The sequence below is a fragment of the Emticicia aquatilis genome (assembly GCF_014644295.1).
Lineage (GTDB): Bacteria > Bacteroidota > Bacteroidia > Cytophagales > Spirosomataceae > Emticicia > Emticicia aquatilis.
This window is the reverse complement of the sequence record NZ_BMKK01000001.1, coordinates 585,758-602,394: the sequence shown is the minus strand read 5'-3', so window position 1 is coordinate 602,394 and position 16,637 is coordinate 585,758. Positions and strand designations below refer to the sequence as shown.

The window sequence follows — 16,637 nt, the reverse complement described above, 5'->3', positions numbered from 1 at the left end:
CCATGAAATGTTTCATTATCAAAATATTACTCTTGGTGCTTCCGAGTGTTGTATTTGCACAGTCAAAAACTGTTTTTCCGAAAACGAATCATCCATTTATTGTGATAGCCCATCGGGGTTTTCATGTCGATGCTCCCGAAAACACCTTAGAATCGCTCCGAAAAGCCATCGAATTGGGGGTAGATTATGTGGAGGTTGATATCAGAACGACGCTCGAAGGTGTGCCAGTAGTAATGCACGATGCAAACCTCGAACGAACAACCGATGGCAAAGGTAAAGTTTCGGCTACTTCAACAGTTGATTTTAGAAACTTGAAAATTAAAGGCACCGAAATTTCTCCGCCAACTTTCTCTTCGTTTCTGATGGAAGCAAAGGGAAAAATAAATCTGTATTTGGATATTAAAGACGCCGACCCCGAAAAAATTATCGGTATGTTGGACAAATACCAAATGCGTGAGCGGGTAGTGGTTTATTGTTCGCCACAGCAGATTTTTCAATGGAAAAAACTCGCTCCAACGATTCCCGTCATTACGAGTCCCTCTTCAAATATCAAATCACCTTTCGAGTTTGAAGCCTTTGTTTTGAGCTTTCCTGCATCGGTTTTAGATGGAAATGTCAAAACATATTCACCAGAAATTATTCAAAAACTCACCGAAATTAATATTCCAATTTGGCTCGATACACTGGGCGATGATGATACTCCACAAGGTTGGGAGACTGCTATTGGATTTAATATCAGGGCTTTACAGACTGATAAGCCCAAAGAATTGCTTGAGTATTTATCGAAGAGAAACCTTAGGTAGAAGTACTCGTTTTCATAATCATAATTAACTCGTAACATTGACTTAACAATTAGTTAACATTGGATTCAGACCTTTGCAGTCGAAAATAAGATACACCAAATCGTATAAAGGTTATTTACACCAATATCAATTATGAACTCCAAATTTAAAGTCTCGTTTCTATTCTTTTTTCTTTTCTCAATTATTTCTTTTGCCCAAAACGGGGTTGTTCGTGGAACAATCAAAGATGCTGCAACTGATGAAGACATCATCGGAGCAACTGTAAAAATAGATGGCTCGACTCTCGGAGCTGCTACTGATATCAATGGTTTCTTTTCGATTGCCAAAGTACCAGTAGGTAAGAAAAAAGTTGTTATTTCTTATGTTTCGTATAAAACTAAAGAAATCGAAATAAACGTAGAAGCCGATAAGGTAATTGAAATCAATACTACGATTCAAGAAGATAAAGTGGTACTACAAGAAGTAAAAGTTGTAGCTAACCGCATCACAGGAACTGAGGTTTCGGTGATTTCCGAAATTAAGGCATCTCAAATGGTTGTGAGTGGTATTTCTTCTGCTCAAATCGGTAAAACACTTGACCGCAACGCTGCTGAGGTAGTTAAGCGTGTTCCGGGTGTAACAATCTTCGGTAATCGCTTCATTAATATTAGAGGTTTAAATGAGCGTTATAATACAGTAATGTTGAATAATGTATTTACGCCTTCAATGGAAACTGATGTGCGTTCATTCTCGTTCGACATCATTCCGAGTAATCAAATCGACCGTATTTTAGTTTTCAAAAGTCCAGCTGCTGAACTTCCTGCCGAGTTTTCGGGTGGTGTTGTGAAAATCTTCACAAAGAGTATTCCTGACCAAAATTTCTTGACAGTTGATATGGGTGGTTCGTACCGTGAAGGTACAACAAGCAAAGATTTCTACGAGCCACAACACGGTGCTAACTATTGGACAGGTTTCAACGATGGATACAGCGATTTACCAAAATATTTCCCTGCTACTAAAGCCGACATCATCAATGCTGGTGCTGACCGTTTGGCACAAATTGGTCAGATGTTGAAAAACAACTGGACTCCATTACAGTCAAAAGCTCTTCCTGACCTCCGTTTTTCGATGACTGGTGGTTTTAAAATTCAGAAAGGTGAACTTAAAATCGGTAATTTTTCGGCCGTAAATTATAGCAATAGCTATACAAACTTTGAAATGCAACGTAATGACTACGAATTTAGTCAAATCATGAAAAATGGCGAAGCGGGCGAGGTTTTCAACTTCAACGATAAGCAATATACTCACGCTGTTCGTTTGGGTGTGCTACACAACTGGGCATTTAGATTGAACGAAAAAAATACGATTGAATTTAAAAACCTTTTCAATCAATTAAGCAACGGACAGTTTGTGAACCGTACAGGTTTTGATAGTGGTAATAAATGGAATATCCGTTCATTCGACCAAGTTTATCGTGGTATTTATTCGGGTCAATTGGTTGGAAAACACACACTCGTAAAAGACAAAACAAATATTGATTGGGTAGTAGGTTATAATAATTCATACCGTGACCAACCTGATTACAAGCGTTTTAGATACAATTTAGATGGTACAACTCCGATTTTATTAGTACCACAAGGTTCGGCTCAGACTTTCAATTTAGGCCGTACGAATATTCAAATGACAGAGGCTTCTTATACAGCAGGTGTAAATTTAGTACAGAAAATTGTGGTGAAGAAAGCAGCTCAGAAAGAAGATAACAAAGAACTTGAATTGAAAGCTGGCGTATATTATGAATTGAAAGACCGCCAATTTGATGCTCGTAATTTAGGTTATGTACAAGCAAGTAGTGCTAATTTTAACATAGGAAGTTTACCAATCGAGCAAATCTTTGCACCAGGTAATATCAACAACACAACGGGTGTAAAAATTGACGAACAAACAAACCCGAATGATTCATATACCGCAAAGAATACATTATTGGCATATTATGTTTCGGGAAATTATTCTCTGACTAAAAAATTGAATGCTATTGTTGGCGTAAGAGTAGAAAACAACACACAAAAATTAGATAGCTACGATTTAGTGAATAATCCACTGAAGTATAATAACCCTAAAACTAACATTTTACCATCGACCAACGTTACGTATAATTTCTCGGAAAAATCATTGCTTCGTGTAGCTTATGGCCAAACATTGAACCGCCCAGAATTCCGTGAGATTGCTCCGTTTTCGTTCTATGATTTTGTGAATAACCGTAATATCACGGGAAATCCAAACCTCAGAAATGCTCAAGTACAAAATGTTGACTTCCGCTACGAGTTTTATCCAACACCTGCCGAAGTGGTAAGTATTGCAGCTTTCTACAAGAAATTTACAAATCCGATTGAGGTTGTATTTGCCAGTGGCTCTAACCCGAACCTTAGCTTTGCCAATGCTGCCAGTGCATTTAGCTCAGGTATCGAACTCGAAACTCGCAAATCGTTGGAAGGCCTAACAAGCTCTCCGTTCTTAAACAAACTCAATGTTACGTTCAATGCAGCATTTATTTATAGCCGTGTAAAATTGAGTTCTGACATCGCCGCTAATCAATCGAATAATCGCCCACTTCAAGGACAATCTCCTTACGTAATCAACGGTGGTTTGGGTTATAACGATGCCAAAAAACAATTACAAATCAATATTTTATATAACGTAATTGGTAAGCGTATCTACGCAGTAGGTAACAACTACGGCTACCAATATCCAGACTGGTACGAAATGCCAAGAAACGTTGTTGACGTAACTTTCTCGAAAGGAATTGGCAAAAATTTGGTCTTGAAAGGTGGTATCACTGATGTTTTGAATGCCAGAAACTTAGTGCTTCAAGATGGTAACCAAGATGGCAAGTTCGACATTAATCAAGACCAAGTGATTCAGTCGTACAGAGCGGGTAGAGTTTATTCATTGGGTGTGGCTTATACATTTAGCAAGAAATAATTTACTCAAACAATACTCCAGAATCTTAAACCAAAATCGTGGCGACGTATCGCAAAAAAACAATGAAATTCATTCAATCAAAAATTACAAAAGCTTTGCTGGTAATGTTTTCGATGACATTGGCATTTACAGCTTGTAAAAAAGAAGAAGAGATTGCTCCTGCTCCAACGGTTTCGACTGGTGCTGCACTTTCAGGTGTTCCGGGTGCTAAGGTTACGCTTACGGCTAATATTTCTGCTCCAGGTGGCTTAAAGACAGTTACGGTTTTGAAAAATGGTGCTGCTTTTGATACAAAGACTTTCGCTGGCGAAACGTCAACGACTTATACCAAAGAATATACAGTTGAAAATTTAGCGGCTGGAACGGTTGTAAACTTTACATTACAAGTTTTAGATAACAATAATCAATCGTCGAGCCTTACTACTATTCCTGTAACCGTTTCGGCTGTGCCACCAACACCAATTGTTGAGGTAAGAGGTAACTTAGAAGGAAACGTAACTTGGACAGCAGATAAAATCTACAAATTGGTTGGTTTTGTACGTGTGGGTCAGGAAGATGTTTTCGGAACAATCACAAAAACAGGTACTCTTACAATCGAGCCAGGTACAGTTATCATCGGCGACCGTGCTTCAAAAGGTACTTTGGTGGTTCAACGTGGTAGCAAAATCATTGCAAACGGAACAGTTGATAAGCCAATCGTAATGACATCAGAAAGAAATCCAGGTGAGAAAGAAGCTGGCGATTGGGGTGGTTTAGTTATCTGTGGTAAAGCTCCAAACAACTTGCCAGATGACAAAACTAACCGTGAGTTAGAAGGTGGTTACGGTGCATTCCACGGTGGAAATGATGCAGCTGATAACTCAGGCTCGTTGAAATATGTTCGTATTGAATATGCAGGTATTCCAATCAATCCAAATCAAGAGGTAAACTCATTCACGTTTGGTTCGGTAGGTAGCGGAACAACAGTTGACTACGTACAAGCTTCTTATGGTCTTGATGATTCATTTGAGTTTTTTGGTGGAACTGTAAACTGTAAGCACTTAATCGCTTACCGTGGTTTAGATGATGATTTTGATAACGATAACGGTTATAGCGGAAATGTACAATATGCAGTAGGTATTCGTGGAACAACTCAGGCTGACCAATCGGGTTCAAATGGTTTCGAGGTTGATAATGATGCTAACGGTTCTGCAAACACGCCATTTACATCAGCAACTTGGGCAAACGTTTCGATTATCGGTGCAAAAGGTAAAGCTGAAACTTCTATCAACGTACAGTTCCAAAATGGTGCTCAATTAAGAAGAAACTGTAAACTAAAAATCTATAATACTTTCATTACGGGTTATCCGAATGGCGTATATATTGATAGCCAAAGAGGTGATGCTAAAGGAAACGCTGCTAAAGGTGACATCGACTTACAAAACGTTGTATTGGCTGGTGTAGATGGATGGGGAACAAACGGTTGGGGACAAGGTTTTGCTACTAACCCTAAAGGTTTTGCAGTATCGGATATAGAGCAAAATACTGCTGCAACTGCTATCTTAATTGGTACACAAACGCCAACCAACTGGTTTAAAGCATTGAAAGGTAATAAAATTTTAGATAACACAAGCAAAACTGGTTTAAGCTCAACATTGTGGGGAACAGGTACTCCAACCTTTACTCTTACAACTGGAACAGCCGAAACATTAATCGGTGCTGCTCTACCAGCAACATTGCCTGCATTCTTCGATAAGACTGATTACGTAGGTGCATTTAAAGATACTGACTGGACAAAAACTTGGGCTGAATTTAACCCACAGTCTATCAAATATGTGAAGTAAAATTAATGAGTGAATGAGCGAATTATAGAATGAGCGAATGAAAATTGCTTATTCAGCTCAAATATTAACCTTTCCGAAACTTAGGTTTCGGAAAGGTTATTTAAAAAATACAACAAACTACACCAATATGAAAACCAAAATCTTACTTCTGCTGATTTCAGTAGTGATGTTTGCTTGCCAAAATAACAGCAATAAAGTAAGCAAATATTACAGCGACACCGAACGAGATACCTTACTTACAAACATCATTACATACATATATCTAAAGCCACCATACGCAACAAACGCTACGAGATTCGAACCACAATTTAGAAAATATTATGTTCAGAATTTACCCAAGTTTTCGCTCGAAAACTACTACATCGCTCCCGACAGTACACATTATTTTTTCCTGATTCGCCCAGTTGGAAATACCCTCAAATACCGAAGAGGAGTAGTAGGAAAATTTAGATTAAAGCAGCATTCATTAATGCCAACCGATTTTGAAGAAGTAGTAAATACGCCTCATTTGGAAGAAGTATTGGTGAAAGAAAGAGGGGCGTTTTTGTTCAAAGAACTGATAAAAACAGGCAATTTGGACAAATATTTAGGAATGAAACATTACATCGAATGGCCAGATTCAACACTGGTTTATGATAAGAAAATAAACGAATGGGTGGGGAGGAAGTAGTTACTTATTTCCACCAACGTCGGCAGGGTTCAAAACCCTGCCGACGTTAACCAACTTAATTCATAAAAATATTTGTGCAAACAAAAAGATTATCAGCTTATGGCTGAGACTTGAATCAACTACTTCGGTAGTTCAATTGATTCATATTGGTGTTAAAATCAGAAAAGTCAGAGGCTTTGCCTCTGACTTTTTCTTTTGTGTTGTAGCACAAGTTGGAGACTTGTGCTACGATTTTATTCTGCATTCGCCATTACTTCGGCCAATGGCTTGAAATTACCACTTTTTAGTTTCTTTTCTTCTGGGCTTTCGTATGGCACAACCTCCAAGATATTGGTAATATTTACGTCAGTAATTTCGTAATCTTCAACCGTACCGAGTCTTTCCGAAATCAGTTGGTACGCCAAGAGTGGGTTATCGGCGTTAATGAGCATCGTGTAGGCCGTGCGTTTTTCTTTTTGGGCTTTTTCGTCGAAACTAATAAAGTTTACTTTTACTTTAAACCATTTCTCTGAGCCTTCATCCACAAAAAACACTTCGTGGATTCTCATTCTTGAAAGTCCAAACAACTGAAAATCAGGTGTATTTGTGGCCACCGTTTCATAAATACGAGCTTCGGCGTCGGTATATGAAACGGCATCGACTAAATATACTTCGGTGATTTTTATGGTTTTATCTTTTTCATCTACCCTCTGGTAGCGGATTTTTCCTTGATACCAACAATTCGACATCGCTATTGGATTATTTTTTAGTAAGCAAAAATTTAACTTAACAAAGGTAAGGGCATTCTTTGAAAATCGAAAAACATATTATCCACCAGTTTTGCACCAAAAATCTAATCTAAGCATAACACTGCCGTAATTCTGAGTTTATATTGGTTTCTGACCTTTATAAAGATTTTAGCACCTCCCAGGATTCGTAAAACGACAGATTATCAATCTGTTTTATCTCATTTCAATCAACAATTTAGTGTGAAAAAACTACTCGAAAAATCAGAGGTGCTACTCGTGATTTGGTGCATTATTGCTGCTTTTGGTACATATTTTTGTATGTACGCCTTCCGAAAACCATTCACAACGGGGCTTTATGAAAGCTACGAACTTTGGGGCGTTGGCTATAAAAGTATCTTGATAATTTCGCAGGTTTTTGGATATATGCTGTCAAAAATTATAGGAATCAAAGTTATTGCTGAATTAAAGGAGAAGAAACGTATCTTGTTGATTATTAGCTTAATAGCTTTTGCCGAAAGTGCTTTACTGGCTTTTGCTTTGGTACCTTTTCCGTATAATTTTATGTTTTTGTTTCTGAATGGTTTGCCATTGGGAATGGTTTGGGGCGTAATATTTAGTTTTTTGGAAGGCCGAAAACTGACTGAGTTTTTGGCACTTGGTCTGAGCCTCAATTTAGTAATGACTTCGGGTGTGTTGAAAACCATTTACCTTTATCTGCAAGAAACATTTCACTTAACTGAGTTTCATTTACCAGTTGTAATTGGGCTAATCTTCTTGCCATTTTTCCTGTTTTTTGTTTGGATGTTGGCTCAAATTCCGCCGCCTAATTCCGAAGATTTAACGCTAAGAAACAAGCGTGTTGCCATGAGTCAGTCCGATAAGTCATTGATAATAAAAGAGTTTGGATTGGGACTTATTTGCTTCATCGGTACTTATTTGTTGTTGGCCACTATGCGTGATTTCCGAGATAATTTTGCGGTGGAGGTTTGGCGAGAAATAGACCCACAATTTGATAAACGCATTTTTTCGACAACCGAGACAATCATTGGTTTGGTTGTGGTGAGTTTGATTGCTCTCAATGCCTTTATCAAAAATAATTTTCGGTCATATCTTACTTTTTCGAGTATGATGCTTGTGGCCGTAATGCTTTGTGGCGGAACTACGTGGGTATTTGAGCAGCAATTAATTACGCCTAAAACTTGGATGTTGAGTTTGGGAATTGGACTTTTCTTACCTTATTTATTGATTCAAACGGTTGTTTTCGAGCGACTCATTGCTCTCTTTAAAGCTCGTGGAAACGTGGGTTTCTTGGTTTATATCTGTGATTCCGTAGGCTATTTGGGTAGTGTAGTTTTGCTGCTTTACCGTGAGTTTTTCTTGAAAAAAGTTGCTTTCGTGAATATTCTGATGACTTTTAGTTATATCATCTCATTCGTTTGTTTTGTTCTACTCATCATTCAGCTTTTTTACTTCTCAAATAAATACCTAAAAGGGAAGTTATGGTGGCAAGTTTCGCCCTCAAAAGAATCAGAATATAATCCGATTGGGTGAAAATAAATTTGGCACAACCTTCAAGGTGTGCCAAATTTGTTATTTCATTTGGTAGAGACGTAATATATTACGTCTCTACGAGGTTATGTGATTACGAAGCCGAAGGCCCTCTAACAATATAAACACCTTATATTTTGTTCGGCATAACCCGCACTGGTGGTCATCCCTTTGCCACCGATACCCGTAAAAATATGAATATTGGGCGAAATATTATGCTCAAAAATCTCGTTGGGGTGTTGAGCATAGAAACCCGCCCAAGTGCGAGCAATCTGATTGACAGGGAAGTTGACGATGCGTTCGGCTTCTTTGAGCATCAGTTTATTAACATAGTCTTTTGTATCAAAACCCAGCTCATCAGTTTTGCCAACTGGTGCATATTCATGCGAATCGCCGATGATGATTGAGCCATCAATGGCTTGCTTAAAGAGTATATGAATACCCCATTTTTTGAGTTCGGTGTAGTGGTCTGGTATTGTACTATTTTTACAAGATGGACATTCTTCAAAAGACTCGTATCGTCTGATTGAAAGTCCTGTGAGAATATTACCTTTCAGCGAAACGTTTTTCATCGGAACTGTCTGCATCATTTGTAGTTTGCTTACAATCAGTCCGCTTTTAGCGTAGGTTTCTGGAAAAAGTAAATTGAAAACATATCCACTGCAAATGATGACTTTTTCGGCTGAAAATTTCTCTTTTGTGGCTGTCAGTACCTCAGCTTTTCCATTGATTTCTTGGCAGTCAATCACGGTAGAGTTGGGTTTGTACGCAACTTTGTGTTGTTCTTGTAAATAATCTAAAACTTTATAAATCAATAAGTTTGGCTCGATACTTACTTCGTTTGGATAATAAATCGCACCTTTTACATATTCACTTTTTAATTCGGGATACTGCTCTAAACACTGCCTTTTGGAAAGTAGATTACAAGCATAGCCTTTGCTTTGATGAATAGCGAATAATTCGTTGGCCAGCGTCCACTCGGTATCGTCGGAAGCGACATAGATAGTGCCATTTCTACGAACTGAAATATCAAATTTCGACTGAATATCTTGGTATATTTCAAGACTTCTACGTCCGTAGTCGAACCATCTGCCCGATGACCCTGACGGTACGGCTTGGCCAAAATTACGAACAGTTGAGCTAACAGGATAATTGTCTTTTTCTAAGATAAGGACACTCTTGCCGAGTTTGGTTGCGTGATACGCATGAAACGCCCCCATGATGCCTCCACCAACAATTATTAAATCAAAGTTTTTCATTTAGGCTTCGTTTAAAACACTAATATTTTCGATAATTGGGCGGAGCTCACGCAAGGAAGTAAGCAAACCATTATTCTGAATAAATTGTAGCTGTTCGTGGGTGTGCGTGCCATTTGTAACTCCCAACGATAAACGACACCCTGCTTTTAAGCCAGATTTGAGGTCGGAAGGAGTATCGCCGATATTAATTACCTCGTATGGGTCAACCACACTCATGAGCTTCATGGCTTTCTGAATCATCAGGGGTTCGGGGCGTCCTTTGGCAACCTCATCGCTGGCGATAGAAACATCAATCACAGATTTGCCCGTAGTATTTACGTAGTTAAATTCTAAACCATCGAGCCAGCCGAGTTTTTCGAGAATGATGTTGGTTACTTTTCTGTAAAAACCAGTCGTTAAGGCGATTTTTACATCGTTTTTGCGTAAAAAATCGAATATTTCTAAGCAACCATCAGTTGGTAAAACATCATTAAATTTATAGTGGTCTTCGAGAATCAGCCGGAAATAATCGTACGAATACACCACGTTTTCGTCGTATTCGGGGTGATTTTGCCCGATTCGCTCATCCCAGAGGAGCTTGAAAACTTCGATTTTTGAATAACCTTGTAGGGCTAAAATTCGCTCTTCTGACACTTGTAGGCCAGTTTCGGCACAAGCACGAGCAAAGCAGGTTTCGACTTCCTTTTTGTCTTGCACGGTTGTGCCAGCCATATCAAAGACAACTAATTTTATCGGTAGCATTTTTGATTTTTGTTTTTTTGCACGACAAAGTAAAACGTTTAAAATTAGCTTGATTTTATCGAAATATAAACAAATTGTTAAGCTAATATTAGCCCGATATAATTAACAAATACTTAATAGTGAAGGTAGAAACGATGTATTTTTAGTGGCATATTTTTGCCGAAAAAACTACAATGGTTTTACCCAATACCGATAGCCGACTTTCTCGAATTACCGATAGTTATTTTGAATATTATTTAGAAGAACTCAAATATTATCTTTCGCCTCTATTTGATTACAAGCAGGGCAATTGCCACAATGTTAATCATATAGCCTCTTTGATTTTACGTAGCTATGGCGTGCAACATAAAAAGATTTGGATTTATGCACCCACACGCTACCGAGAAGATTCTAAACAAACGATTCTGCTACCTGACCCCAATGGTATTTCGCCAAATGGTTTGCTTACTTGGGGGTTTCACGTTGCACTATTGCTCGAACACCAAGGGACAGAAGTAGTTTTCGATTTATTTCTCAACTCAAATCAACCTTTAAGCGTCGGTCAATGGCTCGAAACCATGAATGCCCGACAATTCTACGTTGATATTGAGCAACCTGACCACTATTTGTTTTATACTGAAGCATCTGCTAATAAAAAGAATGGCCTGTTTTCGGGTCGATATTTTAAGTACGAAGGGCTTTGTCGTGAGCAAAATTGGTTAGCGAAGGGCTTGGCAATTAATGAAACTGCCGTAGAGTTCTATACGAATGAAAAGTTTCATTTGAAGTATAACACGCCACTCAGTAACGACTATCGCCTATTTGTAGGCAGAGTGAATAATTTTGAATGTGTGCTAAGAGATGCTGCTGTGAACAAAAAAATGACCGAAGCTTTTCAGAAAAAATACGCCAGTTTAATAGCTGAGTATCGGCTCATATATACAAGAAATCTTGAAAAATGGATAGAGAAGGTCTCTTCTTTTTTATCAATTTAACAAAAACCTAACAAATCGCCCAATTACTTCACAATAGCTTAAAATAGACTTCATATTCAAGTCATAAGACATACTGACCTTTGCACCATCAAATTTTCAGCATTCAACACCTACTTTTTGCTGGAAACAACACGATAAACCCAAATAATTCTAATCATCTTTTATGAACAAATCTCTACTCAAAACCAGATTCACTGGTTTCATCAGAATTGTGTTTTGTTTGTTGTTGGCTGTAATGTATGCCAATGCTCAGAACCAAAGTGTAAGTGGTAAAATTTCTGCTCCAAACGGAGACCCAATTCCTGGGGTGAGTGTACTCGTGAAAGGCTCTAATCAAGGAACTAATTCGGATGCTAACGGAAGCTACAAATTGAGTAATGTTTCTGCTCGTTCGGTCTTGGTAGTTTCTGCAATTGGATTCGTAACTCAAGAGCAAACCGTTGGTAATCAGACGGTTATTGACCTTACTTTGCAAGAAGATACTAAAACGTTGAATGAGGTGGTAGTAACGGCTTTGGGTATCAAAAAAGATGCTCGTCGCATTGGTTATGCTATTCAGTCGGTTGATGGTGCTTCTACCATTAAAGCACGTGAGCCAAACGCCATTAATGCTCTTGCTGGTAAAGTGGCTGGTTTGACGGTTGGTATTCAACAAGAAATGCTTCGTAAGCCAAATATTTCATTGCGTGGTAATAGCGAGATTTTATATGTAGTAGATGGTGTGCCTATTAACTCAGATACTTGGAATATTAGCCCCGATGACATTGACACATACTCAGTTTTGAAAGGTGCTTCGGCATCGGCTTTGTATGGTTTCCGTGGAAAAAATGGTGCGATTTTGATTACAACCAAACGTGGAACGAAAGATAAACGTGGCTTTTCGGTGGATGTAAACTCTTCGACAATGTTTGATAGAGGTTTTTACGCAATTCCGAAAGTACAAGATGAATATGGCCCAGGTGACCACGGTCGCTATGCTTTTGTAGATGGTAAAGGTGGTGGTTTGAATGATGGTGATTATGATGGTGGTTGGGGTCCAAAATTTGAAGGGCAGCTAATTCCTCAGTACGATAGCCCAATTGACCCAGTTACTGGAAAAAGAAATGGTACTCCGTGGGTAGCTCGTGGAAAAGACAACTTAGAGCGTTTTTTACAAACGGGTATTCTTGCGACAAATAATATCTCGGTAGCTTCAACGGGTGATAAGTATAATTTGCGTTTTTCTACTTCTCAGATTTCGCAGCGTGGTATTGTTCCGAATACTAAATTGAATATCACTAACTTCAATGTAGCAGCCGATTATAAATTCTCGAAAAAACTTTCGTTTACTTCAAACTTACAGTATAATCGTCAATATACGCCAAACATTCCTGACGTAAACTATGGCCCTAACTCAATTATCTACAACATGACCCTTTGGGCTGGTGCCGACTGGAATGTGGACGATATGCGTAATTATTGGCAGCCAGGTAAAGAAGGTATCCAACAAATCTATGCCGAATACCAACGCTACAATAACCCATATTTTATGAGTTATGAGTGGTTGCGTGGACACCAAAAGTCAGACATCATTGGTCAAGCTGCTTTAACTTATAAATTAACAGATTATTTAGAAGCCTCTGTTCGTTCGCAAATCACTACTTGGAACTTATTCCGTAGCGAAAAAATGCCTTATTCGGCGGGTGCTTACGGTCGTGATGAGCGTCGTGGTGATTACCGTGAAGACCGTCGTAATTTATTCGAGAACAATACCGATGTCTTGATTAAATTCGATAAAGACTTATTCTCAGGCTTTAATGCTAAAGTTTGGGCTGGTGGAAACATTCGTACTTTCGAGTATAACTCACAATACGGCTCGACTGATTATTTGAATGTTCCGGGTTTATACAACTTCAATAACTCATCGAATCCTGTTCGTACGGCCAATTTTGCTTCGGCAATGCGTGTAAACTCGGCATATTATTCAGCTGACTTTTCATATAAAAATTTCTTGACGCTTGCTACAACTGGTCGTGTAGATAAACTTTCAACATTACCTTCAGGAAATAATACCTTCTTTTACCCATCGGTTTCACTTTCAACAGTTATTTCTGATTATGTAAAAGTACCTGAGCTTATTTCTTATCTAAAAGTTCGTGCGTCGTATGCCAACGTAAAAGATGGCTTGACTCGCTCGACAATCGGTACAACACCAGCCTTAACGGGTGACGGCAATCCGATTGGCTATGGCGACCAATATTATTCGCCTTATGATGGCCCAGCGTACTCAAACTCAGCGGTTTATTCTACGCCATTTGCTTATAATAACCAACCTGCTGGATATTTTACGAGTGCTTTAAATAACCCGAATTTACAGCCAAGTTCTACTTCACAAACTGAAATTGGTCTTGATTTTAAAGTATTAAAAAACCGTCTTGGATTTGACTTGACGTATTTCATTTCTGATGAAGGTCCGAAAATCTTCTCTTTACCAATTTCATCAGCAACAGGTTATACTTCGGCTTTGGTGAATGGTATCAAAACTCAAAAAACTGGCTGGGAATTAGCCATTACAGGTTCGCCAATCAAAACCACTAATTTTAGCTGGGATGTAGTAGCCAACTACTCTACTTTCAAAGAAGTTTTGACCGAAATTTACCCAGGAGTAAATAGTTTGAATACATTCTTGAAAGTAGGTGATAGAATGGATAAATTCTATGGTCGTGCATTTGCCAAAACTCCTGATGGACAGATTATTAATGATGCTTCTGGACGCCCAATTTATAATCCAACAAGTCAGTTTTTGGGCTATATCAATCCTAAATTTGTATTCGGTATCAATAACCGATTTAACTATAAAAACATCAATATGAGTTTCCAGTTTGATGGTCGTATCGGTGGAGTTATTTCAAATTATATCCAACGTCAAACATTCCGTGGTGGCCGCCATATCGAAACCACAACTGGCAAATTTGCTGAAGCACGTTATCAAGATTATTTGGGTGTAAAAGCCTACGTTGGAGAAGGTGTTGTTGTATCAAATGGCGTAGCTATCAAATACGATGCAGATGGCAAAATCACAAACTATGCTGAGCTACAATATACTCCGAATACAACGAAGCAATTTGTACAAGATTACGTAAGTCGTTATTATAACTCAGACGAAGGCAACTTGATGAGCCGTTCGTTCGGAATGTTACGTGAAGTTGTATTGGGTTATACTTTACCAGAAAAGTGGTTTGGTAATAAAATCAGAAATGCTTCAATCTCGGTTGTGGGTAGAAACTTATTATACTTCGCTGAGAAAAAAGACATCGACTTAAACCAATATATTGGCGACGGTGGCTCTGGTTTGCAAACACCTTCAACTCGCAGATACGGTATTAATTTGAACTTTACTTTTTAAGATAATTACGTTACACCTCACCCCGTCATTTCTTCCTAAGGTCAGAAATGCCACCCCTCTCCTTCGAGGAGAGGGGTCGAGCGAAGCGAGGGGGTGAGGTATATTAAACAGCTACAAAAAATGAAAATAAATAAAATATTTACATCAATTTTCGCAGTAGCAGCTCTTACTTTGGGCAGTTGCGAAAAATCTTTCGAGGAACTCGAAAAAGACCCGAACCGCCCAGTAAATGTGCCAGCATCGTTGGTACTTCAAGGTGTAGAATCTGATATGTTCAATAACATCGGTCGCCCGTTTAGTGCCGAAATGCGTTGGAATCAGTTTTATTGTTCAAACTACAACTACTACGCAACCAACGAATATACTTGGACATCAGGCTCAAATCATTACAATACGCTCAAAAATGTAATTAAAATGGAAGAAGAAGCCAAGCGTGCAGGTTTGGCAGATGTGAACGGATACAGTGCTTTGGGTAAATTTTTCCGTGCGTTTTTCTTCTACGAAATGACAATCCGTATGGGCGATTTGCCAATGACCGAAGCCTTGAAAGGTATCGAAAATATTTCTCCTAAGTACGATACACAAAAAGCAATTTTCGTACAAGTTTTAAAGTGGCTCGACGATGCCAATACCGATATGGCCGCATTGATTACAAAAGGAGAAAATTCAGTAAATGGCGATTTTTATTTCGGTGGCGATGTGCGTAAATGGCAAAAAGCTGTTAACGCCTACAAATTGAGAGTTTTGGTGGCATTGAGCAAAAAAGAAGCTGACGCAGATTTGAATGTGAAGGCACGTTTTGCAGAAATGATGGGAAATCCTACCAAGTTTCCGTTGTTGAGTAGTGTTTCGGAAAGCTTACAATACACGTATAATAACTTCAATAAATACCCATCAAACCCTGATAATTTTGGTTTTGATGCCACTCGTCAGAATATGGCAAAGGCTTATGTAGAGCCATTGTCGTTGATGAACGACCCACGTGTGATGATTACTTGTGAACCAGCAGGTGCAGAACTAAAAGCTGGTAAGAAACCATCAGATTATAGTGCGTATGTGGGTGCGTCTTCGGCAGAAGATTTGACCGATATGAGCGAAAAAGCAGGTCGCAATAATGGTGCTGGTTTTGCTCCGGGTGTTTATTCATTCCAAAATCGTTATCGTTATTATCGTAATTACGTGGCCGAAACTACATTCATTGTTGGGTATCCTGAAATGTGTTTCAATATTGCAGAAGCCTATCATTTAGGTTGGGCTACGGGCGATACAGAAGCATGGTACAAAAAAGGTATTCAAGCATCAATGGATTTCTATGGCGTGAAAAATGGCTCAAATACCATGACTTATTCAAGAACGGGTGGCCGTGAAGCAGCCGATTTAGCCACTTTCACCATTGATTTTGATTTTGAGAAATACTATGCTCAAACATCCGTAAAATACGCAGGAAAAACAACCAAAGGTCAAGAGCAGATTCTTACCCAAAAATACTTAGCGTTCTTTATGAACTCTGGTATGGAAGCATATTTCAACTGGCGTCGTACGGGTTTCCCTAAATTCTATGCAGGTGTAGGAAACGGAAACTCGAACCGTATCGCTATTCGTTGGCAATACCCATTATCGGAGCGTACGACCAACGCAAATAACTATAAAGCAGCCATTGATAGCCAGTTCGCTGGAAAAGACGACATCAATGATATGCTTTGGTTATTAAAATAAAAATTTAGCATCATAGGTTTAGTTTTTCAAAA

General features: G+C 38.7%; 11 protein-coding genes. 8 read left to right on the top strand and 3 right to left on the bottom strand.

Translation table 11 applies throughout. The features are described from left to right. Positions 1 to 2: 2 nt before the first annotated feature. From IEX65_RS02570 to IEX65_RS02555, 4 genes are all read left to right on the top strand, one after another. Positions 3 to 803: a glycerophosphodiester phosphodiesterase family protein gene (locus IEX65_RS02570; RefSeq protein ID WP_188764344.1), complete on the top strand. Its 801-nt coding sequence runs from the start codon at positions 3 to 5 to the stop codon at positions 801 to 803. Between the two features lie 132 nt (positions 804 to 935). Then, positions 936 to 3,761, top strand: coding sequence for a TonB-dependent receptor (locus IEX65_RS02565; RefSeq protein WP_188764343.1), 2,826 nt, complete (start codon positions 936 to 938; stop codon positions 3,759 to 3,761). A gap of 62 nt (positions 3,762 to 3,823) precedes the next feature. After that, positions 3,824 to 5,584 carry a beta-helix domain-containing protein gene (locus IEX65_RS02560; RefSeq protein WP_188764341.1) on the top strand — a complete coding sequence of 587 codons (1,761 nt, stop codon included), beginning with the start codon at positions 3,824 to 3,826 and terminating at the stop codon, positions 5,582 to 5,584. Between the two features lie 127 nt (positions 5,585 to 5,711). Beyond that, positions 5,712 to 6,254, top strand: coding sequence for a hypothetical protein (locus IEX65_RS02555; protein WP_188764339.1), 543 nt, complete (start codon positions 5,712 to 5,714; stop codon positions 6,252 to 6,254). 233 nt (positions 6,255 to 6,487) lie between these two features. Here the strand turns inward: IEX65_RS02555 and IEX65_RS02550 are convergent, their stop codons facing one another. Beyond that, the gene (locus tag IEX65_RS02550) at positions 6,488 to 6,982 is read right to left on the bottom strand and encodes a DUF4494 domain-containing protein (protein WP_188764337.1); all 495 of its coding nucleotides are present in this window, start codon (positions 6,980 to 6,982) and stop codon (positions 6,488 to 6,490) included. A gap of 240 nt (positions 6,983 to 7,222) precedes the next feature. Here IEX65_RS02550 and IEX65_RS02545 point away from each other — a divergent pair, with 240 nt between their 5' ends. Continuing rightward, positions 7,223 to 8,533, top strand: coding sequence for a DUF5690 family protein (locus IEX65_RS02545; protein ID WP_188764335.1), 1,311 nt, complete (start codon positions 7,223 to 7,225; stop codon positions 8,531 to 8,533). 110 nt (positions 8,534 to 8,643) lie between these two features. Here IEX65_RS02545 and IEX65_RS02540 read toward each other — a convergent pair whose 3' ends face one another. Together IEX65_RS02540 and IEX65_RS02535 are read right to left on the bottom strand one after the other, a co-directional pair. Next, on the bottom strand, positions 8,644 to 9,789 hold the full coding sequence (locus IEX65_RS02540) for a TIGR03364 family FAD-dependent oxidoreductase (protein ID WP_188764333.1): 1,146 nt from the start codon (positions 9,787 to 9,789) through the stop codon (positions 8,644 to 8,646). After that, on the bottom strand, positions 9,790 to 10,530 hold the full coding sequence (locus tag IEX65_RS02535; protein ID WP_188764331.1) for an HAD hydrolase-like protein: 741 nt from the start codon (positions 10,528 to 10,530) through the stop codon (positions 9,790 to 9,792). 173 nt (positions 10,531 to 10,703) lie between these two features. Between IEX65_RS02535 and IEX65_RS02530 the strand changes: the two genes are divergently transcribed. From IEX65_RS02530 to IEX65_RS02520, 3 genes are all read left to right on the top strand, one after another. Then, positions 10,704 to 11,504 carry a protein-glutamine glutaminase family protein gene (locus tag IEX65_RS02530; protein WP_188764329.1) on the top strand — a complete coding sequence of 267 codons (801 nt, stop codon included), beginning with the start codon at positions 10,704 to 10,706 and terminating at the stop codon, positions 11,502 to 11,504. 163 nt (positions 11,505 to 11,667) lie between these two features. Beyond that, a complete protein-coding gene (locus IEX65_RS02525; protein WP_188764327.1) occupies positions 11,668 to 14,889 on the top strand; it encodes a SusC/RagA family TonB-linked outer membrane protein in 3,222 nt (1,073 codons plus the stop codon). 120 nt (positions 14,890 to 15,009) lie between these two features. Continuing rightward, complete coding sequence (locus IEX65_RS02520; RefSeq protein WP_188764325.1) at positions 15,010 to 16,605, top strand: SusD/RagB family nutrient-binding outer membrane lipoprotein; 1,596 nt, start codon at positions 15,010 to 15,012, stop codon at positions 16,603 to 16,605. Positions 16,606 to 16,637: the final 32 nt, after the last annotated feature.

Coding starts and splice junctions, on each gene's coding strand:
- IEX65_RS02530 (WP_188764329.1), top strand. CDS start 10,704: ATGGTTTTACCCAATACCGATAGCCGACTTTCTCGAATTACCGATAGT.
- IEX65_RS02555 (WP_188764339.1), top strand. CDS start 5,712: ATGAAAACCAAAATCTTACTTCTGCTGATTTCAGTAGTGATGTTTGCT.
- IEX65_RS02560 (WP_188764341.1), top strand. CDS start 3,824: ATGAAATTCATTCAATCAAAAATTACAAAAGCTTTGCTGGTAATGTTT.
- IEX65_RS02520 (WP_188764325.1), top strand. CDS start 15,010: ATGAAAATAAATAAAATATTTACATCAATTTTCGCAGTAGCAGCTCTT.
- IEX65_RS02565 (WP_188764343.1), top strand. CDS start 936: ATGAACTCCAAATTTAAAGTCTCGTTTCTATTCTTTTTTCTTTTCTCA.
- IEX65_RS02540 (WP_188764333.1), bottom strand. CDS start 9,789: ATGAAAAACTTTGATTTAATAATTGTTGGTGGAGGCATCATGGGGGCG.
- IEX65_RS02550 (WP_188764337.1), bottom strand. CDS start 6,982: ATGTCGAATTGTTGGTATCAAGGAAAAATCCGCTACCAGAGGGTAGAT.
- IEX65_RS02525 (WP_188764327.1), top strand. CDS start 11,668: ATGAACAAATCTCTACTCAAAACCAGATTCACTGGTTTCATCAGAATT.
- IEX65_RS02570 (WP_188764344.1), top strand. CDS start 3: ATGAAATGTTTCATTATCAAAATATTACTCTTGGTGCTTCCGAGTGTT.
- IEX65_RS02535 (WP_188764331.1), bottom strand. CDS start 10,530: ATGCTACCGATAAAATTAGTTGTCTTTGATATGGCTGGCACAACCGTG.